Annotated in this window: 23 protein-coding genes and 1 tRNA gene; 13 read left to right on the top strand and 11 right to left on the bottom strand. The window is 63.3% G+C overall.

From position 1 onward, the window contains the following. The first annotated feature begins 35 nt into the window (after positions 1 to 35). Genes GM658_RS14920 through GM658_RS14910 form a run of 3 tightly spaced genes read left to right on the top strand, consistent with a single transcriptional unit; the run spans position 36 to position 2,259 of the window. Complete coding sequence (locus GM658_RS14920) at positions 36 to 521, top strand: Spy/CpxP family protein refolding chaperone (protein WP_170298815.1); 486 nt, start codon at positions 36 to 38, stop codon at positions 519 to 521. A gap of 15 nt (positions 522 to 536) precedes the next feature. Further along, the gene (locus GM658_RS14915) at positions 537 to 1,268 is read left to right on the top strand and encodes a response regulator (protein WP_155454840.1); all 732 of its coding nucleotides are present in this window, start codon (positions 537 to 539) and stop codon (positions 1,266 to 1,268) included. After that, positions 1,261 to 2,259 (top strand): sensor histidine kinase, encoded by a 999-nt coding sequence (locus tag GM658_RS14910; RefSeq protein WP_229416917.1) that lies wholly within the window; start codon positions 1,261 to 1,263, stop codon positions 2,257 to 2,259. The genes GM658_RS14915 and GM658_RS14910 overlap by 8 nt, the downstream gene beginning before the upstream one ends. Here the strand turns inward: GM658_RS14910 and GM658_RS14905 are convergent. Next, positions 2,225 to 3,211, bottom strand: a complete 987-nt coding sequence (locus GM658_RS14905) for an extracellular catalytic domain type 2 short-chain-length polyhydroxyalkanoate depolymerase (RefSeq protein WP_155454838.1) — start codon at positions 3,209 to 3,211, stop codon at positions 2,225 to 2,227. The genes GM658_RS14910 and GM658_RS14905 overlap by 35 nt on opposite strands. Before the next feature lie 37 nt (positions 3,212 to 3,248). Here GM658_RS14905 and GM658_RS14900 point away from each other — a divergent pair, with 37 nt between their 5' ends. Further along, a complete protein-coding gene (locus GM658_RS14900; protein WP_229416916.1) occupies positions 3,249 to 3,854 on the top strand; it encodes a glutathione peroxidase in 606 nt (201 codons plus the stop codon). On the opposite strand, the gene GM658_RS14895 is transcribed toward GM658_RS14900, so the two are convergent. Next, positions 3,855 to 4,250, bottom strand: a complete 396-nt coding sequence (locus GM658_RS14895) for a rhodanese-like domain-containing protein (protein ID WP_155454836.1) — start codon at positions 4,248 to 4,250, stop codon at positions 3,855 to 3,857. A 97-nt stretch (positions 4,251 to 4,347) separates the two neighbouring features. Between GM658_RS14895 and ftrA the strand changes: the two genes are divergently transcribed. Both ftrA and GM658_RS14885 read left to right on the top strand, forming a co-directional pair. Continuing rightward, positions 4,348 to 5,322 (top strand): transcriptional regulator FtrA, encoded by a 975-nt coding sequence (ftrA, locus tag GM658_RS14890; RefSeq protein ID WP_155454835.1) that lies wholly within the window; start codon positions 4,348 to 4,350, stop codon positions 5,320 to 5,322. A gap of 32 nt (positions 5,323 to 5,354) precedes the next feature. Continuing rightward, complete coding sequence (locus GM658_RS14885) at positions 5,355 to 5,714, top strand: DUF1428 domain-containing protein (protein WP_155454834.1); 360 nt, start codon at positions 5,355 to 5,357, stop codon at positions 5,712 to 5,714. Here GM658_RS14885 and pabB read toward each other — a convergent pair. Genes pabB through GM658_RS14870 form a run of 3 tightly spaced genes read right to left on the bottom strand, consistent with a single transcriptional unit; the run spans position 5,700 to position 8,791 of the window. Beyond that, the gene (pabB, locus tag GM658_RS14880; protein WP_155454833.1) at positions 5,700 to 7,532 is read right to left on the bottom strand and encodes an aminodeoxychorismate synthase component I; all 1,833 of its coding nucleotides are present in this window, start codon (positions 7,530 to 7,532) and stop codon (positions 5,700 to 5,702) included. The two genes, GM658_RS14885 and pabB, sit on opposite strands and share 15 nt — an antisense overlap. Beyond that, positions 7,529 to 8,104, bottom strand: a complete 576-nt coding sequence (gene slmA, locus GM658_RS14875) for a nucleoid occlusion factor SlmA (RefSeq protein WP_155454832.1) — start codon at positions 8,102 to 8,104, stop codon at positions 7,529 to 7,531. Before slmA ends, pabB begins: the two co-directional genes overlap by 4 nt. A gap of 15 nt (positions 8,105 to 8,119) precedes the next feature. Continuing rightward, on the bottom strand, positions 8,120 to 8,791 hold the full coding sequence (locus GM658_RS14870) for a pyrimidine 5'-nucleotidase (RefSeq protein WP_371865114.1): 672 nt from the start codon (positions 8,789 to 8,791) through the stop codon (positions 8,120 to 8,122). A gap of 18 nt (positions 8,792 to 8,809) precedes the next feature. Here GM658_RS14870 and GM658_RS14865 point away from each other — a divergent pair, with 18 nt between their 5' ends. After that, positions 8,810 to 9,748, top strand: a complete 939-nt coding sequence (locus tag GM658_RS14865; RefSeq protein ID WP_155454831.1) for a TraB/GumN family protein — start codon at positions 8,810 to 8,812, stop codon at positions 9,746 to 9,748. A gap of 6 nt (positions 9,749 to 9,754) precedes the next feature. Here GM658_RS14865 and GM658_RS14860 read toward each other — a convergent pair. Beyond that, positions 9,755 to 9,829 (bottom strand) — tRNA-Thr (locus GM658_RS14860). Between the two features lie 39 nt (positions 9,830 to 9,868). Continuing rightward, complete coding sequence (gene argB / locus GM658_RS14855) at positions 9,869 to 10,762, bottom strand: acetylglutamate kinase (protein ID WP_155454943.1); 894 nt, start codon at positions 10,760 to 10,762, stop codon at positions 9,869 to 9,871. 149 nt (positions 10,763 to 10,911) lie between these two features. On the opposite strand from argB, the gene GM658_RS14850 reads away from it, so the two are divergent. Then, positions 10,912 to 11,118: a hypothetical protein gene (locus tag GM658_RS14850; protein ID WP_155454830.1), complete on the top strand. Its 207-nt coding sequence runs from the start codon at positions 10,912 to 10,914 to the stop codon at positions 11,116 to 11,118. Beyond that, positions 11,118 to 11,390, top strand: a complete 273-nt coding sequence (locus GM658_RS14845; RefSeq protein ID WP_155454829.1) for a SemiSWEET family sugar transporter — start codon at positions 11,118 to 11,120, stop codon at positions 11,388 to 11,390. Before GM658_RS14850 ends, GM658_RS14845 begins: the two co-directional genes overlap by 1 nt. Here the strand turns inward: GM658_RS14845 and GM658_RS14840 are convergent. Next, entirely contained in the window at positions 11,332 to 12,300 is a 969-nt protein-coding gene (locus GM658_RS14840; RefSeq protein ID WP_155454828.1) for an extracellular catalytic domain type 1 short-chain-length polyhydroxyalkanoate depolymerase, read from the bottom strand. The genes GM658_RS14845 and GM658_RS14840 overlap by 59 nt on opposite strands. Positions 12,301 to 12,407: 107 nt before the next feature. Here GM658_RS14840 and GM658_RS14835 point away from each other — a divergent pair, with 107 nt between their 5' ends. From GM658_RS14835 to GM658_RS14820, 4 genes are all read left to right on the top strand, one after another. Beyond that, a complete protein-coding gene (locus GM658_RS14835) occupies positions 12,408 to 12,632 on the top strand; it encodes a DUF1289 domain-containing protein (protein ID WP_130316240.1) in 225 nt (74 codons plus the stop codon). A 4-nt stretch (positions 12,633 to 12,636) separates the two neighbouring features. Further along, positions 12,637 to 13,545: an MBL fold metallo-hydrolase gene (locus GM658_RS14830; RefSeq protein WP_155454827.1), complete on the top strand. Its 909-nt coding sequence runs from the start codon at positions 12,637 to 12,639 to the stop codon at positions 13,543 to 13,545. Between the two features lie 66 nt (positions 13,546 to 13,611). Next, entirely contained in the window at positions 13,612 to 15,219 is a 1,608-nt protein-coding gene (locus tag GM658_RS14825; protein ID WP_155454826.1) for a DUF4139 domain-containing protein, read from the top strand. Positions 15,220 to 15,229: 10 nt separating this feature from the next. Then, entirely contained in the window at positions 15,230 to 16,183 is a 954-nt protein-coding gene (locus GM658_RS14820; RefSeq protein ID WP_155454825.1) for an NAD(P)H-dependent flavin oxidoreductase, read from the top strand. Here the strand turns inward: GM658_RS14820 and GM658_RS14815 are convergent, their stop codons facing one another. From GM658_RS14815 to GM658_RS14805, 3 genes are all read right to left on the bottom strand, one after another. Beyond that, positions 16,184 to 16,765 carry a hypoxanthine-guanine phosphoribosyltransferase gene (locus tag GM658_RS14815; protein ID WP_155454824.1) on the bottom strand — a complete coding sequence of 194 codons (582 nt, stop codon included), beginning with the start codon at positions 16,763 to 16,765 and terminating at the stop codon, positions 16,184 to 16,186. 95 nt (positions 16,766 to 16,860) lie between these two features. After that, on the bottom strand, positions 16,861 to 18,117 hold the full coding sequence (locus tag GM658_RS14810; RefSeq protein WP_155454942.1) for a phenylacetate--CoA ligase family protein: 1,257 nt from the start codon (positions 18,115 to 18,117) through the stop codon (positions 16,861 to 16,863). Then, a complete protein-coding gene (locus GM658_RS14805) occupies positions 18,117 to 18,470 on the bottom strand; it encodes an MmcQ/YjbR family DNA-binding protein (protein ID WP_155454823.1) in 354 nt (117 codons plus the stop codon). Before GM658_RS14805 ends, GM658_RS14810 begins: the two co-directional genes overlap by 1 nt.

Below are 18,470 nucleotides of genomic sequence, written 5' to 3'. Positions count from 1 at the left end.
ACAGTGGTCATACCAACCAACCGAAAGGAGATGTCATGAAGAAGACCTGGATCGCAATCGCTGTGGCTGTCGCCGCCCTGGGAGGCAGCGCGTTTGCCGCCGGCTCCGGCCACGAACCGCATGGGCACGGCCATAGCCCATGGACGATGGATGCCGCCCAAGCGGACAAGCACATTGAAATGATGGTGGAGCACATCCTGCCCGATGGCACAGCCGCCCAGAAATCGCGCGTGGCGGAAATCGCCAAGGCCTGCTTTAACGACGTCAAGCCGCTCCACCAGCAATTGCAGGAAGGGCATGAGGCCATGACCAAGCTGCTGGCGCAACCGTCGATCGACCGCGCCGCACTGGAAAGCCTGCGCGCTGACCATATGAAGAAAATGGACCAGGTGTCGCGCCGCGTGATGGCTGCCGCGATGGATGCTGCCGAGGTCCTGACGCCGGAGCAGCGCGCCAAGTTCAACGGCGCGCTGCATATGATGGCGGCAAGCCACATGGGAAGCCATATGGGGAGCCATTAAGTTATAGTCTTGGCCATGTCCAAACCCCTTATCCTCATCATCGACGACGACCAGCGTCTGGCGGCGATGGTCGAAACCTACCTGGCCCAGAATGGCCTGCGCGTGGAGCATGCCGGCACCGCGCAGGCCGGGCTGGATAGGCTGGCACAGGCTGCGCCGGGAAACTATGCCGCGCTGATCCTGGACCTGATGCTGCCCGACGTCGATGGCCTGGAAGTCTGCCGCCGCCTGCGTGCGATGCCGCAGCCCCTGCGCAGCCTTCCGGTGCTGATGCTGACGGCCAAGGGGGATCCGCTTGACCGCGTCATCGGCCTGGAACTGGGGGCCGATGACTACTTGCCCAAGCCTTTCGAGCCGCGCGAACTGCTGGCCCGCCTGCGGGCCCTCCTGCGCCGCCCAACGCTGGCCGATGCAGGCAGCGCGGCGGCCGCCGAGCCGGCGCTGCACTTCGGCCGGCTCGAAATCAATCCCGGCGCGCGCGTCGTGCGCGTGGACGGCGCCGAGCGGCCGATGACCGCCTACCAGTTCGACCTGCTGATGGCCTTCGCCCAGCGCGCCGGCCGCGTGCTGTCGCGCGAACAACTGCTGGAAGCCCTCAACGGCGGCACCTTGGAGCCCTTCGACCGCTCGATCGACGTGCATGTGGGCCGCCTTCGCGCAATTATCGAAGACGATCCCAAGTCGCCGCGCCGCATCATCACGGTGCGCGGTGCTGGGTATGTCTTTGCGAAGGTGCAGGATGCTTAATTTCGGCTCCCGCATGTACGCGCGCATCTACGCCACGCTGCTGGCCTGCATCGTACTGTCGGTGCTGCTGTTCGGCTATCTGCACTTCTGGATCGCGCCGCCGAGGCATATGCCGCGCAATGCTTCCATGGCGGTGATTGTTTTACTGGTGATGATTGCGGTCGTGATTGCGGCCGGCGCTTATCCCGTCGTACGGCGCATCACCCGCAGGCTCGAGAACCTGCAGTCCAGCGTGCAAGCCTGGGGCCGCGGCGACTTGTCAGCGCGCGTGCAGGTCCAGGGCAGGGATGAGGTGGCGCAGCTTGCGGCCAGTTTCAATGATTCAGCGGCGCGCATTGAGGCGCTGGTAGGCGCGCAAAAGTCGCTGCTGGCCAATGCCTCGCACGAACTGCGCTCGCCGTTGGCACGCATCCGCATGGCCGTGGAGCTGCTGCAGGATACAGCCGGCCCGGCGATTCGCCAGGAACTGGCGCGCAATATCTCGGAACTGGACCAATTGATCGACGAAGTGCTGCTGGCCAGCCGCCTGGACGCGGTGCCGCTGGAAGGCGCCATGCGGGAAGACGTTGATTTCACCGGCATCGTCGCCGAGGAATGCGCGCGCGCCGGCGCCGTTCTCGACGGCGTGGCCCAGACGCTGCAGGGGGACGCTACGCTGCTGCGCCGCATGGTGCGCAACCTGCTGGAGAATGCGCGGCGCCACGGCGGCGATGCGGACGTCAGCGTGGTCCTGGCCAGCACGTCCGGAGGCACCTTGCTCGAGGTCTGCGACCGGGGACCTGGCGTGCCGGCGGCGGAGCGCGAACGGATCTTCGAGCCGTTCTACCGCCTGCCAGGCGCTTCGGAGAAAGCCGGCAGTGTCGGCCTTGGCCTCTCGCTGGTACGCCAGATCGCCCGCCGCCACGGCGGCGAGGTCGAATGCCTGCCGAATGGTGAGCACGGCGCCTGCTTCCGGGTTACGCTCCCGTCAGGCGGTCAGCCATCCGCTTGATGGCCCGCAGCTGGCGGCCGTTCTGCACCGAATAATCCGGATCGTCATAACCCCACCAGTCCCAGCATGCTTTTGGATTAGGCATGGGCGACAGCGCTGCAGCTTGCGGATAGAGCACCACGATGCGGTTCGTATCGGCCCAGGCGTTGTAACCGGCGTGCAGCGCATAGGTATCTTTGAGGTTGCCGATATCCTGCATGCAGCCGTGCAGTGCGATATGCAGCTTGCAGCCGGCGCCGCCTTTCTCGCAGCCCGGCGGAATGTAGACATAGCCGGTGCTCGCCATGCCGTGCGAGGTGGGGGAGGGCAGGAATTCGGACTGGTCGAATTCCTGCAGCTTGCCGGCAGGGGCCGCGTTGTCGCCGCGCGCCTTCAGGGGGCCGTAAATCCACTGCAGCAGGCTGCCTGCCGCGTCGAAACCGCAATTGCTGATGAATGGCGTGGCCAGCGCGTCGCACTTGTTGCCGAAGCCGTCGGTCGGCATGGCGTGGCCGGCGGCCAGGTCGCTCTTGAATTCGACCTGGGAGGCGGGAATGAAGGCCGCGTAGTATTTCGCCAGGTCGGCCATCGAAGCCGGTGGTACCAGTTTGTCGAGGGTCCCGGAGAACATCCACACGCGATGCGTGGCCAGTCCGGAGACCGGGTCTACCTGGCCGGCTTCAGCGCGCTTGCGCGTCAGCGCTGCCAGTTCGGCGACATCGGCGCCTTTGCAGCTGCCGATGGCCGCCATCATATTGCCCTGTGCGCAGTAATAGCTGCCGCCGGCGATGATTCCCGCGCCAACCAGGCTGCGGGAATACGCCACCTCGTACTGCACCGCCATGAAGGCGCCCGACGACAAGCCGGAGATCGATACCTGCTGCGTTTTCATCGCCGGCAGCGGCGGTGGTGCAGCTGCCGCCGTGGCTTGCGCCGTGGCGGCCAGGGCCAACGTGCAGCCTGCAATTGTCATACAATCAGAAAACCGAATGTTACGGAAGAGACTACCCATGCCATCTATCCTCACCAAGTTTGCAGCGCTGACTGCGCTGAGCCTGAGCGCTGCCGCTGCCTTCGCACAGGCACCCGCCGCGCAACCTGCAGCTGCAGCCGCCGCCAACGCGCCGGCTGCCAACTGCCCCGCCATCCTGAAACAGTCCTTCAACCGCCTGCAGGACGATGCACCGCAGGACCTGTGCCAATACGCCGGCAAGGTGATCCTGGTCGTCAACACGGCAAGCTATTGCGGCTATACCCCGCAGTACAAAGGACTGGAAGAAGTGTATGCGAAATATTCCGGAAAGGGATTGGTCGTGCTGGGTTTCCCCTCGAATGATTTCGGCAAGCAGGAGCCGGGCAGCAGTAAGGAGATCGCTGACCTCTGCTACAACACCTATGGGGTGAAATTCCCGATGTTCGCCAAGTCGGTGGTGTCGGGCGATGCACCGAACCCGTTCTATGCAAGGCTGATCAAGGCGACCGGCAAGGCGCCGGCCTGGAACTTCCACAAATACCTGATCGACCGCAAGGGCAATGTAGTTGAGAGCTTCCCGAGCAAGGTCAAACCGGATGACAAGGTCATGGTTGACGCGCTCGAGAAGGCCCTCGGCGGCTGATCACGCCCGGGCGAGGTCAAAACCCTCGTCCAGCCAGCCGGTGATCCCGCCGGTCATGATTTTTACCGGCCGGCCCAGTTTCGCCAGGCGGATCGCCGCGCGCGCCGCGCCGTTGCAGTGCGGGCCGGCGCAATAAGTGACGAACAGGGTATCCATCGGGTATTCCTCGAGTTTGGAGCCGATAATCTTGCGGTGCGCCAGGTCCACCGCGCCTGGCACGTGGCCGGCTGCGTATTTCTCCGTTCCCCGCACGTCCAGCAGTACGAAATCCTGCTGGGCCGTGCCCATCACGCTGTGGACATCCCAGCAATCCGTTTCAAAACGCAGCGAAGCGTCGAAATGGGCGAGGGCTTCGGCGCTCTGGGCGGCGGCGACTTCGGTGACGATGGATGGCATCTCAATTCTCCTGTAGCGGTTGAAAGTGGCTCCATTTTCGGCCTGCAACCGAAAGCCCGGCAGTGGCGCGAATGCCATAATGCGTTAAGATTACGCCATGAGCGCGAAAAAACATCTGGTCGTGGCGCTGACCTACGACGGCCTGTGCACTTTCGAATTCGGCTGCACCGTCGAATTGTTTGCCCTGGAGCGCCCGGAACTGGGCGTGGACTGGTACGACTTCGCCGTCTGCGCCGTTGAACCAGGTCCGATCCGCGCGGCGGGCGGCATCATGGTGCAGGCGCCTTACGATCCGTCGCTGCTTGAGCGGGCGGATACCATCGTCATCCCCGGCTGGCGCGATGCCGACGAAGAGCCGCCGGCAGCCCTGCTGGCGCAGATCCGCGCCGCCCACGCGCGTGGCGCCCGCCTGTGCACCATCTGCTCCGGCGTCTTCATCCTGGCCGCGGCGGGAATCCTGGATGGCCTGCGCGCGACGACCCACTGGCGCTATGTCGAACGCTTGCAGCGGCGCTATCCGCGGGTGCAGGTGCTGGCGGACGACTTGTATGTCGACGAAGGCCAGGTGATTACCTCTGCAGGTTCGGCTGCAGGGCTGGATATGCTGCTGCACCTGGTGCGGCGTGATTACGGCGCGCGGGTGGGCAATATGGTGGCGCAGCGGCTGGTGGTCGCGCCGCACCGCGAAGGCGGCCAGGCGCAATTCCTGCCGCGCCCCATGGCGCATGATGAGCAGGGCCGGCTTTCGCGCCTGATGGACTGGCTGCGCAGCCACCCGGCCGAGCCGCACACCGTGGCCAGCATGGCCGAACGCGCGGCCATGAGCCCGCGCACGCTGCAGCGCCAATTCCAGGATGCTACCGGCATGGGGCCGGTCGAATGGCTGGTGCGCGAGCGCGTGGCCATCGCCAAGGATTTGCTGGAGTCGCCCGATATTGCTCTGGCCCAGGTGGCTGAGCGGGCCGGATTCGGCTCTGAAGAATCGCTGCGCCATCATTTCAGGCGCGTTGCCGCAACCACGCCGGGCGCGTATCGCCGCGCTTTCCTTGTCACCGCCAATCGTGCGGCATAAGCTGGTAGCTCCTTTTCCAACTGGAGGTTGCCATGCCTTATGTTGATGGATTCATCTTGCCGGTTCCCAGCAAGAACATGGATGCATACCTGGAAATGTCGCGCCAGTGCGCCAAGGTGTGGCGCGAGTATGGCGCCATTCAGTACCGCGAATGCGTTGCTGATGATGTGAAAGTCGGCGTCCACACGTCCTTCCCGCAGGCGGTCAAGCTGGAGGACGGCGAAGTGGTTGTGTTCTCGTGGATTATCTATCCCTCGAAGGAAGTGCGCGACTCCTGTAACGAGAAGGTCATGTCTGACCCGCGCATGAAAGACATGATGGACCCCGCCAGGATGCCTTTCGATGGCAAGCGCCTGATCTACGGCGGCTTTGAGATGCTAATCGACCTGTAGTACCGCACGCACCGCGCCGCGCAGGGAATTGCACACCACGATTTCCTCTGCGGCGAGCAGCATCTCGCGCGTGATGATGCGCTCGTGGGCGCCCCAGGCATCGAGGATCACGGCACGCATCACGCCCGGCAAAATGCCTGTAGATAAAGGCGGCGTTATCCACAGGCCGTCTTTGCGAATGAAGACATTGCTGCGGCCACCTTCGGTCAGTTCGCCCCGTTCATTGAAAAACAGCTTGTCGAAAGCGCCTTGTGCGTCGGCGGCTTTCCACGCAGCGTCGTAACGCTCGCGGATGGTGGATTTGTGGCGCAGGAACAGGTCGCCGCTGTCGGTGGATTCGTCGGCGAGCTGCACCTGCACGGGTTCCTGCAGCGGCGTCAGTGCACCCGTCTGCACGGCGAAGGCGCCGGCGCTGTTCATCGCGAGGCGCAAACGGTGCGGCTGGCCGGCGGGCAGTGCCTGGCAAGCCAGGGTGAGGTAGGCGCGGGCGGCCGCTTCATCCCAGGCAAAGCCGAAATAGCGCGCCGAAGATTCGAGCCGCTTCAGGTGGCGCTCGAGATGGCGCGGGCCGGCTTCGCGCGTGGCGTACATGGTCTCGAACAGTTCGAAGTCGTTCGACAAGCCGGTCAGGAAGCGGGCCTTCAGCTGGCATTCGGCGAATTCGTCGTGCGCTTCGCTGTCGAAGACGATGCCTGCGCCGACGCCCATGACGCCCTTGCGCACGCCGTGTTGCGGGGCTTGCAGCGTGAGCGTGCGGATAGGGACGTTCAGGCAGAAATCGCCTTCAGGGGCGAACCAGCCGATGGCGCCGGTGTAGATGCCGCGTGGCTCGGCTTCCAGCTCGGCGATGATTTCCATGGTGCGCTTCTTGGGGGCGCCGGTGATGGAGCCGCAGGGGTAAAGGGCCGCGAACATCTCCTGCAGCGTGGCCCCTTGGCGCAGGCGGGCTTGTACTGTGGAGGTCATCTGCAGCACGCTGCTGTATCGCGTGACTTCAAACAGCTTGGGTACTTCCACGCTGCCGGTGGCGGCGACGCGGCCGATGTCGTTGCGCAGCAGGTCGACGATCATCAGGTTTTCGGCGCGGTTTTTCGGGTCCGCCGCCAGCGCGGCGGAGCGGCGCGCGTTTTCGGCTTCGTCACCGGCCGCCGGTGCGGTTCCCTTCATTGGGCGCGCGGTCAAAATATTCCCGTCTTTGCGCACGAACAGCTCGGGCGACAGGGACAGCACGGCGCGGCCATCGTCAAAGCCGATCAGCGCGCCATAGGGCACGGGCTGGCGCGCGCGCAGTCGCTGGTAGAGCGCGAACGGTGAGCCGAAGGCGTCGAAATGCAGGCGGTAGGTGTAGTTGACCTGGTAAGTGTCGCCGGCGGCAATGTAGTCGCGGATGCGCTGGATCGCATCCATAAATTGCGCCTCGGTGACGCTGGCGCGGATGCCGGCCACACCGGCGGCGCAAGCGCCAGACGGGTTCCGCGCGGCGTCATCTGCGGCTTGCGCGGCGAGCCATGCCGCGACGTCCTCCTGCGATAGCTCCTCGCAGCGTTCGAACAGCAGCACCTGGGCCAGCGGCGCGTCGCCGGCAGCGCGCGGAGGCACGCCAACAATGTGGTGGCCCAATTCATAGCTGAGGACTGGCACTGCATGCAGCCCGCGGGCGAGCGCCTGCTCCATCCCTTCCAGCAGCGTCGGCCAATCAGCGTAATTGCTGCAGGCGAGGGTAGCGTGATGGCCTGTGTAGAGGCGGGAAGTACGGCCAGCGCCGGTGGCTGGATCGACGCTCGCGTCATCCAGCAAAGCAAAGGTCAAGCAGTTCAATTCAGCAGCAATGCAATCTGTACGGCGGCGTCCTGCGAAGGATTCGACTTGAAGCCGCTCTTGGCGTATCGGTGCCAGCGACCGAGAACGAAGCTGACCAGCAGCCCGGCGCGGGCGGCGACGTCAGCCTCGTGGGCCTGGCCTTCGGCCGCTGCGGCACGCAGCGCCTGTTTCAGTGCCAGCTCCACGCGGTCGTAGAACTGGTTCATGCGCTGCTGCAGGCGCTCGTCTTCGTTGACCAGCGCATCGCCGATCAGCACACGGGTCATGCCCGGGTTGCTGCTGGCGAAATGCAGCAGCATGCCCAGGATGTCGCGCGCCTGCGCCATGCCGTCCGCCTGCTTGTCGGCGATCTGGTTGATCAGGCCGAACACGGTGGACTCGATGAATTCAATCAGGCCCTCGAACATCTGGGCCTTGCTGGCGAAATGGCGGTACAGCGCCGCCTCGGAGACATCCAGCTTGCGCGCCAGCGCAGCGGTGGTGATCTTTTCCCCTTTGGGATGCTCCAGCATTTCAGCCAGTGCCTGGAGGATTTGCAGCTTGCGCTGTCCGGGCGGTGTACTTGCCATGAGTTTTGGACCTGTTTATTTTAGTTTCTTGACAGATTTTACTTTGACATCGAGCCATGCCGGTTTTTTCCCCGGATTAGGCAGATATTGCGTCACCCACACCGTACGCATGCCCAGCGCATGCGCGGAACGCAGGTTTTCCAGCGTGTCTTCGACAAGGATACACCGGCGCGGGTCCATACCCTCTCGGCGCATCAACCGCCGCAGCATTACACGCGATGGCTTGGGCCGCAACCTGCGATGCACCCACATCGATTCGATCGTGACCTGGCCGTCGAAATGGCGGCCAATGCCCATATGCCCGACCACTTTGCGCGCGTACTCGCGCGGTGCATTGGTCAGCAAGATCTTGCGGCCGGGCAGGCGGCGCAGCAGCTGTCCCAGGCCGCGCTCATGGCGGATCATCGCTTCCAGTTCGGGCAGGTCGTGCGTCTCGCGCAGAAAGTGCGCCGCATCCACGCCATGATGCCGCACCAGTCCAAGCAACGTGGCGCCATAGCGCTTCCAGTAGCGGGCGCGCGTGGCGCTGATTTCCTCGGCACTGGCGGGCGTCACGCCATCGCCCAGCACGCGCGCCATGTAGGCGTTCATCTTCAGCACCATGGCGGGGAAGATGGCATGCGAGGCGTTGTGCAGCGTGTTATCCAGGTCAAACAGCCAGACCGGTGCCAAAGGTTTAATATTCACGTTCTACTTGGAGAGACTATGCGACGCACGATTATAGTGATGTTTTGCCTGCTGCTTGGAGCGAGCCTAGGCGCCGAGGCGGCGCAGCCCGCCGCAGCACCTGCAAACACTGCGGCGAAAGCAGAGGCGCCGGTGCGCGGCGCCCTGTACAAGCTGGAATACGCGGGCCATACCTCCTGGCTGTTCGGCACCATCCACGTCGGCACGCCGGACTTTTATCCGCTCGAGCCCCGTGTGACCAAGGCTTTCGAGGAAGCCACCGCAATCGCGCTGGAAGTCGATCCAGCCGCCGACCCGGCCCGCTCGATGGGCGTCATGCGCGAATACGGCCTGTATGCGCCCGGCACCGGCAGCGCCATGGCCGACATCCGTCCCGAATACCGCCCGCGGCTGGAAAACATGCTGAAGAAGCACGGCATCTCCGCGGAAATGGTGGCGCTGATGAAGCCCTGGCTGATCGTGATGATGATCACCATCGGCGAATACCGCAACCTGGGCTACCGGCCGGAGCTGGGCGTCGACCTGCAGCTGGCGCGCACGGCGCACGGCCGCAAGATGCGTGTAGTGGAACTGGAATCGGTCGCCGCCCAGGCCGCGCTGTTCGGTCACATGACGCCCCAGGAGCAGGCGCGCTTCCTGGAGGACAGCCTGGACACCTTCGAAGACAGCAAGCAAGGCGTACAGCCGCGTGACCTGATCGACGCCTGGGCCTCGGCCGATGCCGCCAAATTCGACGCCCTGGCGCGCGAAGTGGACGAAGACAAGACCTTCTCCGGCAAATTCATGAAGCAGGTGCTGCTCAACGAGCGCAATCCGATCCTGGCCGACGGCATTGTGGAAATGATGAAAAAAGAACAGCACAGCTTTGCCGCTATCGGCACTCTGCATCTGGTCGGATCGGGGAATGTGGCGGACCTGCTGCGCCAGCGTGGCGTGAAAGTAGAGCGGATCTACTGAGGAGAATGGTGCCCTTGACGTGGATTGAACACGTGGCCTCTCCCTTACCAAGGGAGTGCTCTACCACTGAGCTACAAGGGCATTCACGTTTTTGGCGGCTGTTGAAAACCGCCAAAAATTTTAGTGAGACCGGATCATAGTGCCAAAAGCCTGTTCGGTCAAGACTTCCAGCAACAGGCTGTGTTCAATTCGCCCGTCGATGATGTGCACGGTGTTCACGCCCGACTTGGCGGCGTCCAGTGCGGAGGAGATCTTTGGCAGCATGCCGCCGGAGATGGTGCCGTCGGCGAACATCTCGTCGATTTCGCGCGCCGACAGGTCGGTGACCAGCTTGCCGCTCTTGTCCTGCACGCCGGCGATGTTGGTCATCATGATCAGCTTTTCAGCTTTCAGGATCTCGGCGATCTTGCCCGCTACAACGTCGGCGTTGATGTTGTAAGCCTGGCCATCTTTACCGAAGCCGATCGGGGAAATAATTGGGATAAATGCATCATCCTGCAGGGCTTTCACCACGGCTGGGTTAATTGCCTCGATCTCGCCGACGAAACCGATATCCAGGAATTCGCCTGGTTTTTCCTTGTCCGGCATCGCCATTTTCTTGGCGCGGATCAGGCCACCGTCCTTGCCGGTCAGGCCCACGGCCTGGCCGCCGTAGTGGTTGATCAGCATCACGATGTCCTGCTGCACCTCGCCGCCCAGCACCCACTCCACGACTTCCATGGTTTCTTCGTCGGTGATACGCATGCCCTGCACGAAGGTGCCCTGCTTGCCGATCTTCTTCAGCGCATTGTCGATCTGCGGACCGCCGCCGTGCACCACGACCGGGTTCATGCCCACCAGTTTCAGCAGGATCAGGTCGCGCGCGAAGCCGTGCTTCAGGCGCTCTTCGGTCATGGCATTGCCACCGTATTTGATGACGATGGTTTTGCCGTGGTAATTGCGGATGTACGGCAGTGCCTCGGCCAGGATCTGTGCCTTGACTTGGGGGGTAACCCCGCTCAGGTCAGCGGACATATCCGGGTCGTGGGGAGGCAGATTGGTCATGGCGGTTCCAGAAAATTAGATTGAAGGTCAATGCTGCGCATTATAGGGCCAATCGGGTTGTAATTCCCGGTTTGATCCGCTAGGCTGGCCCTGTTCCCAAGCATGATTGCAATGAAGATATGAGTACCTGTGAGCGTTGCGGCGCCGAGTTCCACTGCGCAATGGCCGATGCACCGCCCGGCCAGAAGCCGACCGGCGCCCCCGGCGAGACGCCTTGCTGGTGCACTTTCGAGCCGCCGTCGGTTCCCGTTCCCGGGGCCGGGGAAGCCGGCTGCTGGTGCCCGGCATGCCTGCGCGCCCATATCGCCGCCCTGAAAGCCCCCTGATGCCGTTCGACCTTTTCGACCCTACACTGCTCGGCTTTATCGCCGCGTTCTGCACGACTTTCGCCTTCGTTCCACAAGTCCTGCTGGTCTGGCGCCAGCGCCATGCCGACGGCATTTCCACCGGCATGTACCTGATTTTCAGCTTTGGCGTCCTGCTTTGGCTGGTGTATGGCCTGCAGACCAGGGCCTGGCCGGTGATCATCGCCAACGGCATCACCCTGGTGCTGGCCCTGTGCGTGCTGGCGATGAAACTGCATTTTTCGCGGCGCTGAAGAAGCGCATCATCTCGCGGCTGGCGTCCGGACCGCGCGGATCGGTATAGCTGCCTGCCGTGCTGCCCCCGGACCAGGCATGTCCCGCGCCGTGGATCACCCAATGCTCGCCCAGCGGTGAGCCATCCTCCAGCCAGTGCGCCTTCAGCGTGAACGCGTGGCCGTCGGGGACCTGGCCCGCCAGGGTGGCCGGGTTGGCCTGTTCCCCCAGAGGGTGGCTGCGCAAGCCCTGCGCCAGCACCGCTTCGCCATTCGCGGGATGGACGGTGCGATCCTGGTCGCCATGGAATACGATCACAGGCTGGCCGGCTGTCAGGGCCGCTTGCGCCCGTGCGGCGCCGACGCGCATGGCCAGCAGCGCGGACGGCAAGTCGCGCGCCGCGGCGAAAGGCAGGCCGGAATGCACGCCAACCGCCGCAAACAGGTCCGGATACAGGGTCCCGACAATGACTGCCATGGCGCCGCCGGCCGACAAGCCTGCGATGTAAACCTCGCTTTGCCGTACGGGATAGCGCGCCATCACGTCGCGCGTCATGGCGACAATGATGGCCGGCTCGCCCTGGCCGCGCTCCTGGTCGAGGGCGCTGAACCAGTTCCAGCAGCGGGTATGGTTGGCATCAGGCGTTTGCGCCGGATAGAGCACCAGGCAGCCGCGTTCCTCGGCTACTGCATTCATCTGCGTGCCGGCGGCGAAGTCGTCGGGATCCTGCAGGCAGCCGTGCAGCATGACCAGCAATGGCATGGGTTGGCCTTCGTAGCAGGATGGCACGTAAAGCTTGTAATGACGGCTGCCGGCGCGGCAATCGAACTTACCGCTGATGAATTGCGGCTGGCCCGGGGCGGAGCGGCCCAGGCGGCTGCGCGCAAGCTGTCCCAGGGCGCGGGAAAACCAATGGCGATCGAGCTTCATATGCACCTCGGAGGCTGGTTGGTCGGGTTGTCTCCTCGCCACTCCTTTTTTTCTGGTGCCCCATCAGTATATGGCCATTCCGGGCATTTTTGCGGCACTGCGGTAAAATGTCGGCCATGAGTACTGAACTGCCGCCAGGCGCGCCGGAACTGGCGACGCCCGTGCCTTCCCCATGCATCAGCCTGTGCAAAATGAACCCCGACACGGGTTTTTGTGAAGGTTGCCTGCGCACCATCGACGAAATCGTCGCCTGGTCGCGTGCCGACGACGCCTACAAGCGCGCCGTGTGGGCTGAGCTGCGCCGCCGCGAGCAACTGATCGACTTTGACTGAAGCAATGAAGCTACACCCATCCATCCACGTTTTCGAACGCGGCTGGCTCTCGTCCAATAATGTGCTGCTGTTCGGCCGCCACGACGTGGCGATGATCGACAGCGGCTATGTCACGCATAAACAGCAGACGCTGGAGCTGGTGCGCCACGCCCTGCATGGCCGCCGCCTGGAGCGCCTGTACAACACCCACCTGCATTCCGACCATTGCGGCGGCAATGCCGTGCTGCAATCGCACTTTGGTTGCGATACCTTCATTCCGGAGGCGGAAGCGGACAAGGTGCGCCATTGGGACGAAAGCGCGCTCAGCTTCAAGGCCACCGGCCAGCAATGCGACCGCTTCAGCATCGACGGCGTAGTGACGCCGGGACAAGCACTGCTCATGGGCGACCTGGAATGGCAAGTGCTTGGTGCGCCGGGCCACCATTCGCACTCGGTGATCTACTACTGCCCCTCGGAAAAAGTGCTCGTTTCGGCCGACGCGCTCTGGCAGAACGGCTTCGGCGTGATCTTCCCCGAACTGGAAGATGACGGCGGTTTCGAGGAGGCCGGCGCCACGCTGGACCTGATCGCGGGCCTGGACGTGAAAACCGTCATCCCGGGTCACGGCGCTGTGTTCGAGGACGTCGAGGCGGCCCTGACGCGTGCACGCCGCCGCCTGGACTTCCTGTCGGCGGACCCCAAGCGCAACGCCGAATATGCGGTGAAAGTGCTGCTGAAATTCCTGCTGCTGGAGCGCCAGAGCATGCCTGTGGCCGACGTTGGCCCCCTTCTGGCCTCGATTCCGCTGATGGAAATTATTGGCCGCAAGTACTTCGGCATGGATTCCAACCAGCTGGCCGCCTGGGCCATCAAGCAGCTGGTGCGCGCCTGCAGTGCACGCGTTGAGAACGACATCCTGCTCAACGACGGCTGAAGTTCCAAAATTGACAATGTTTTGTTGGTACTGCAAGATCAGGTTTTCTATTGCCTGCGAGCATTCATGAAGCCAACGCGTATCGCCACCGCCGTAACCCTTTGCCTTTCCCTGCAGGGATTTGCCTGCGCCAGCAATGCACCGATCACGCGCGTGACGCTGTATTCCGGTATCGCGACCGTTGAGCGCAGCGCCCAGGTCACGCCCGGCATGCGGGAGCTGGAAATCTCGGGCCTGCCGGCGAATTTCGATGCGCAGACTTTGCGTATCCAGGCCCCGGCTGGCGTGCAGGTTGGCGAGATCGTGACGCGCGACGTGGGACAGGCGGAAGCGGCCAGCCCGCGTGAAGCGGAGCTGGAAGCCAAGCTGCAAGCGCTGGAAGACAGCCGCGATCAGCTGAACGTGGAAGTCGAATCGTCTGCGCTGGTGAAGAATTACCTGTCCAAGCTGAATGGCGGCGAGAACTCGCAAACAACGGTGGACGGCAAATCGCTTGGTGCTGCAGTCGACACCATCAAGCGCAGCGGCCGCGAGGCGCTGGCGCAGATCCAGCGCACGCAGGTGCAGATTCGCGAATTGGACAAGAAAATCAAGGCCGCGCAGCGCGAACTGGAAAAGGCACGCAGCGGTGCGCGCGACCAGCGCAGCATCACCATTGCCGTCGCGGCGCAGCAGGCTGGCAGCATCAAACTGTCCTACCAGGTCAACCGCGCGGGCTGGAAGCCGGTCTATCGCGCCACGCTGAATTCCGCGACATCTACCATCGAACTGGAACGTATGGCTGTGGTGGCGCAAAAGTCCGGCGAGGATTGGAGCGGCGTGGAAATGCATCTGTCCACCGGACAGCCGCGCCTTTCGCCGCAGGCGCCGGAGCCTGTGCCGCATCGTTTGACGTATTACCCACCGCGCCCACCGCAGCAATACAGTCTCGCGGAGGCTCCGGAGCTCAAAGCGGTGCCGATGGCTGCGCCGCCGGCGCCCGTTACGGCCTACCTGACGGGAAGCCGGGTGCAGGATAACTTCATCCCGCCTGTGCTTGAAACGCAGGGCTCCTTCGATACGGAATTCGCCGTGCCGAACCGCGTCAACCTGGCCTCCGACGGCCGCGAGATCACATTGCCGCTGTCGACCACGAAGATCGCCGCCAAGCAGCGCGTGCGCGTCGTGCCGCGCCAGGAGAAATTCGCCGTCATTACCGCCGAAGCCGAGCGTCCATCCGGCGTTTGGCTGAGCGGGAATATCCAACTGTTCCGTGACGGCGCCTATGTTGGCGCCACCAACTGGAACACCCAAGCCTCGGACAAGCTGGCGCTGTCCTTCGGCCGTGATGAAATGGTGCGCGTGACGGTCGATCGCGCCGACCAGCAGTCCGGCAGCCGTGGCTTCCTGTCCCAGCGCGGCGAGCACCAGGTAGCCGACGTGTTCACCATCAGCAGCTTCCACAAAACGCCGGTGGAATTGCTGGTGCTGGAATCGACGCCGGTCAGCGCTTCCGATGAGATCAAGGTCAAACAAACCTTCTCGCCGCAGCCTGGCATTGCAGCGTGGGAGCAGCGCCAGGGCGTCGTAGGCTGGGAAAAGACGCTGGCGCCGAACGAGACCATGAAGATCAATGTCGGCTACAACATCACCTATCCGAAAGAGGGTACAGTAGGCGGCATGCAAAATTTCTGAGGCCAGCGCCATGACCATTCCATCAGTGCTGCAGAACCTGACGCTACCCGTCATCGCTTCCCCGATGTTCATCGCCAGCGGACCAGCCCTGGTGGCCGCGCAGTGCAAGGCTGGAATCGTCGGCTCCTTCCCCGCGCTGAACGCGCGGCCGAAGGAATTGCTCGATACCTGGCTGACCGACCTGCAGAAAGAGCTGGCCGACGACCAGGCTCAGAATCCCGGCGTACGCGTCGGGCCGATCGCGGTGAACCAGATCGTCCACCAATCCAACGAACGCCTGGAGCACGATGTGGAAGTCTGCGTGCGCCACAAAGTGCCGATCATCATTTCCTCGCTGCGCGCGCCGCCTGTGGAAATGTTGGACGCTATCCACAGCTACGGCGGTATCGTGCTGCATGACGTGATCAATATCCGCCACGCGCAGAAGGCGCTCGAAGCCGGTGTGGATGGTCTTATCCTGGTCGCCAGCGGCGCGGGAGGCCATGCCGGCACGCTGTCGCCTTTCGCGCTGGTGGGCGAGGTGCGGCGCTTCTTTGATGGACCGCTGGCGCTGTCAGGCTCGATCGCCACCGGCGACGCAATCTTGGCCGCGCAAGCGATGGGAGCCGACTTCGCCTACATCGGCTCGCGCTTCCTGGCCACGCAGGAATCCAATGTCACCGAAGGATATCGCGAGGCGATCATCGAATCGTCGGCAGCCGACGTGGTCTACACTAACCTGTTCACGGGCGTGCACGGCAACTACCTGAAGAAGTCCATCGAAGCCGCCGGCCTCGACCCGGAGAACCTGCCTGAATCGGACAAATCGAAGATGAGCTTCGGCAGCGGCAGCGCCAAGGCCTGGCGCGATATCTGGGGCGCGGGGCAGGGCGTCGGCTTGATGCACGATGTCCCCACTACGGCGGAACTGGTCGAGCGCCTGAAGGCAGAATACAACGCCGCCCGCGCCCGGCTCAAGTTGTGATCAGCGGGTACTGAGGTCGTCCGGGTTGAGCGCCCACAGGCCCGGCAGGTTGCGCCAGTAGCCGTAGGCATCCATGCCGAAGCCGACCACGAAACGGTTCGGGATCGTGATGCCGACCAGGTCGGCTTTCACCGGCTTGCTCTTGCCGATATCCTTGTCGCAGAAGACCGCGATGATGACTTCCTTGGCGCCCATCTCCAGCAGGCGTTCCTTGACGTGGGCCAGGGTTTCGCCCTCGTCCAGGATGTCGTCCAGCACGATCACCGTGCGGCCGGACACGGTCGGGCGCGGAACGACCTTCCAGACCACCTTGCCGCCCTGGTCCTCGTCGCCGTAACGGCTGACGTGGATGTAATCGAATTCGAGCGGGAAGGTGAGCTGCGGCAGGATATTGCCGGTAAAGACCACGGCGCCACCCATGACGCCCAGCACCAGTGGAAATTCCTGCTTGGATGGATCGCCGAAACGGTCGTTCAGCGAATCGGCCATGCGGCTGACCGCAGCCTGTACCGATTCTTTGTCGAAAAGTTCTTCGGCGTTCTTCAGAAGCGCGCGTGCGCGATCGTGGTGAAAGTCTTGCATGATGTTTCTGAGGCAGGTCAAGAATGGCTCAATTATCCCGCCATTCCGCCGCCCGCCCTAGGAAGAGTTGGATTTACGCCACACGCTTCTTCATCTCAACTGTAATCGCGCACATCGTCGATGATCTTGCCGTCATTTGGCAAACTGCCGCGTGGCGCAAAGCACACTTCCCCGCGCAGTTTGGTGATGTCGCGGATGGTGGCGATGATGTCTGCCGCCTGCGACTCCAGCGAAGGGTCGTCGGTTTCGCAATGCAATGTCATCACTTCGTCCGCGATTTTGCCGGAAACGACCAGGCGCGCCTTGCCCATTCCCGGATGGCGGCGTGTGATTTCGTGCACCTGCGAAGGATGGACGAACATGGCGCGCACCTTGGTGGTCTGGTCGGCACGGCCCAGCCAGCCCTTGATGCGGGTGTTGGTACGGCCGCAGGGCGATTGCGGAGCGTCCACCAGCACCGCCGACAGGTCGCCGGTGGCGAAGCGGATCAGCGGGTAGTCCGGGTTGAACAGCGTGACCACGATTTCGCCCACTTCACCAGGCGCCACCGGCTCGCCGGAGCCGGGACGGACGATTTCCAGCAGCACGTCTTCGTCCAGCACCATGCCGGGATTGAGATTGCCGTTGCTGCGCGTCTCGTAGGCGATGCTGCCGATGTCGGCGGAGGCATAGGTCTGGATCACTTCCGGCACGCCGTGCTCGGCGAACCACTGGCGCAGCGATTCGGGCAGCGCTTCGGCGCCCATCATGGCGCGCTTGACGCTGCTGATGTCGGCCCCCATTTCGGCGGCCTTCTCGATGATGATTTTCAGGAAGGAGGGCGTACCGATATAGGTGTCGGGCTTGAGTTCCGCCATCGCCTGCACCTGCAATTCGGTCTGGCCGGCACCGGCAGGGATCACGGTGCAGCCGATGCGTGCGGCGCCGCCTTCCACCATGAAGGCGGCTGGCGTGAAATGGTAGGAAAAGCAGTTCTGCACCAGGCAGCCGGGCCGCACGCCGGTGGCATACATGGGGCGCGAAAAGCGCCACCAATCCAGCGACCGGCCTTCCGGGTCGAAGATCGGGCCGGGCGACATGAAAATGCGCCCCAGTTTGTTGGCCGGGGTGCTGTTCAGGCCACCGAATGGCCGCTGCTCTGCTTGCAATGACTTCAGGTCCGACTTGCGCGTGACCGGCAGCTGCGCCAGCGCTTCGCGGCTGTCGATGCGCGAGGCATCGACGCCGGCGAGTATGCGCGCCCAGCCGGGGGCCGATTGCGCCTGCGCCACCAGTTGCGGCAGTCGCTCCATCAGATTGCGTTCGCGCTCGGCGTGCGGGCGCGTCTCCAGGCTATCGAGGGTTTCGGCCATCATGCCGCTCCTTCAATTTCGCGTTGCAGTTTTTTGGTCAGTTTTGCAAATACCAGCTCGTGCGAGCGCTTGAGCAGCGCTTTCGCTTCGGCATCCGGCAGCTTGGACAGGTCTTGCACCATCACCCACCTGGCGCGCGCCAGGTAGGGCGCGGGAATGATCCCTTCGCGGTCGGTCAGCTCAAGGAAGCGGTCGCCGTCGACTTTGAAGCTGATTGATTTGGCTTTGTCTCTTGCATCCATTGCTGCGAACATCTTTTCGCCGACCGAGAACACCAGGTTGCATTCCCATTTGATGTCTTCGGTGGCGCCAGGCAGGGTGCGGCAGAATTCTTTTGCTTTATCGAGCTTCAT

The sequence above is a fragment of the Massilia eburnea genome (assembly GCF_009720745.1).
In the GTDB taxonomy this organism is placed as follows: Bacteria; Pseudomonadota; Gammaproteobacteria; order Burkholderiales; family Burkholderiaceae_D; genus Rugamonas; species Rugamonas eburnea.
The sequence above is the reverse complement of the archived record's forward strand: the minus strand, read 5'-3'. Positions and strand labels throughout refer to the sequence as shown.

What these genes read in the sequence shown, in the direction of transcription:
- GM658_RS14840 (WP_155454828.1), bottom strand. Translation starts at nt 12,300, where the DNA reads ATGAAGCTCGATCGCCATTGGTTTTCCCGCGCCCTGGGACAGCTTGCG.
- GM658_RS14920 (WP_170298815.1), top strand. Translation starts at nt 36, where the DNA reads ATGAAGAAGACCTGGATCGCAATCGCTGTGGCTGTCGCCGCCCTGGGA.
- GM658_RS14805 (WP_155454823.1), bottom strand. Translation starts at nt 18,470, where the DNA reads ATGAAGCTCGATAAAGCAAAAGAATTCTGCCGCACCCTGCCTGGCGCC.
- GM658_RS14835 (WP_130316240.1), top strand. Translation starts at nt 12,408, where the DNA reads ATGTCGGCCATGAGTACTGAACTGCCGCCAGGCGCGCCGGAACTGGCG.
- GM658_RS14865 (WP_155454831.1), top strand. Translation starts at nt 8,810, where the DNA reads ATGCGACGCACGATTATAGTGATGTTTTGCCTGCTGCTTGGAGCGAGC.
- GM658_RS14850 (WP_155454830.1), top strand. Translation starts at nt 10,912, where the DNA reads ATGAGTACCTGTGAGCGTTGCGGCGCCGAGTTCCACTGCGCAATGGCC.
- GM658_RS14830 (WP_155454827.1), top strand. Translation starts at nt 12,637, where the DNA reads ATGAAGCTACACCCATCCATCCACGTTTTCGAACGCGGCTGGCTCTCG.
- GM658_RS14905 (WP_155454838.1), bottom strand. Translation starts at nt 3,211, where the DNA reads ATGACAATTGCAGGCTGCACGTTGGCCCTGGCCGCCACGGCGCAAGCC.
- GM658_RS14825 (WP_155454826.1), top strand. Translation starts at nt 13,612, where the DNA reads ATGAAGCCAACGCGTATCGCCACCGCCGTAACCCTTTGCCTTTCCCTG.
- GM658_RS14820 (WP_155454825.1), top strand. Translation starts at nt 15,230, where the DNA reads ATGACCATTCCATCAGTGCTGCAGAACCTGACGCTACCCGTCATCGCT.
- ftrA (WP_155454835.1), top strand. Translation starts at nt 4,348, where the DNA reads ATGAGCGCGAAAAAACATCTGGTCGTGGCGCTGACCTACGACGGCCTG.
- GM658_RS14895 (WP_155454836.1), bottom strand. Translation starts at nt 4,250, where the DNA reads ATGCCATCCATCGTCACCGAAGTCGCCGCCGCCCAGAGCGCCGAAGCC.
- GM658_RS14815 (WP_155454824.1), bottom strand. Translation starts at nt 16,765, where the DNA reads ATGCAAGACTTTCACCACGATCGCGCACGCGCGCTTCTGAAGAACGCC.
- GM658_RS14915 (WP_155454840.1), top strand. Translation starts at nt 537, where the DNA reads ATGTCCAAACCCCTTATCCTCATCATCGACGACGACCAGCGTCTGGCG.
- GM658_RS14885 (WP_155454834.1), top strand. Translation starts at nt 5,355, where the DNA reads ATGCCTTATGTTGATGGATTCATCTTGCCGGTTCCCAGCAAGAACATG.
- slmA (WP_155454832.1), bottom strand. Translation starts at nt 8,104, where the DNA reads ATGGCAAGTACACCGCCCGGACAGCGCAAGCTGCAAATCCTCCAGGCA.
- GM658_RS14900 (WP_229416916.1), top strand. Translation starts at nt 3,249, where the DNA reads ATGCCATCTATCCTCACCAAGTTTGCAGCGCTGACTGCGCTGAGCCTG.
- GM658_RS14910 (WP_229416917.1), top strand. Translation starts at nt 1,261, where the DNA reads ATGCTTAATTTCGGCTCCCGCATGTACGCGCGCATCTACGCCACGCTG.
- GM658_RS14810 (WP_155454942.1), bottom strand. Translation starts at nt 18,117, where the DNA reads ATGGCCGAAACCCTCGATAGCCTGGAGACGCGCCCGCACGCCGAGCGC.
- GM658_RS14845 (WP_155454829.1), top strand. Translation starts at nt 11,118, where the DNA reads ATGCCGTTCGACCTTTTCGACCCTACACTGCTCGGCTTTATCGCCGCG.
- argB (WP_155454943.1), bottom strand. Translation starts at nt 10,762, where the DNA reads ATGTCCGCTGACCTGAGCGGGGTTACCCCCCAAGTCAAGGCACAGATC.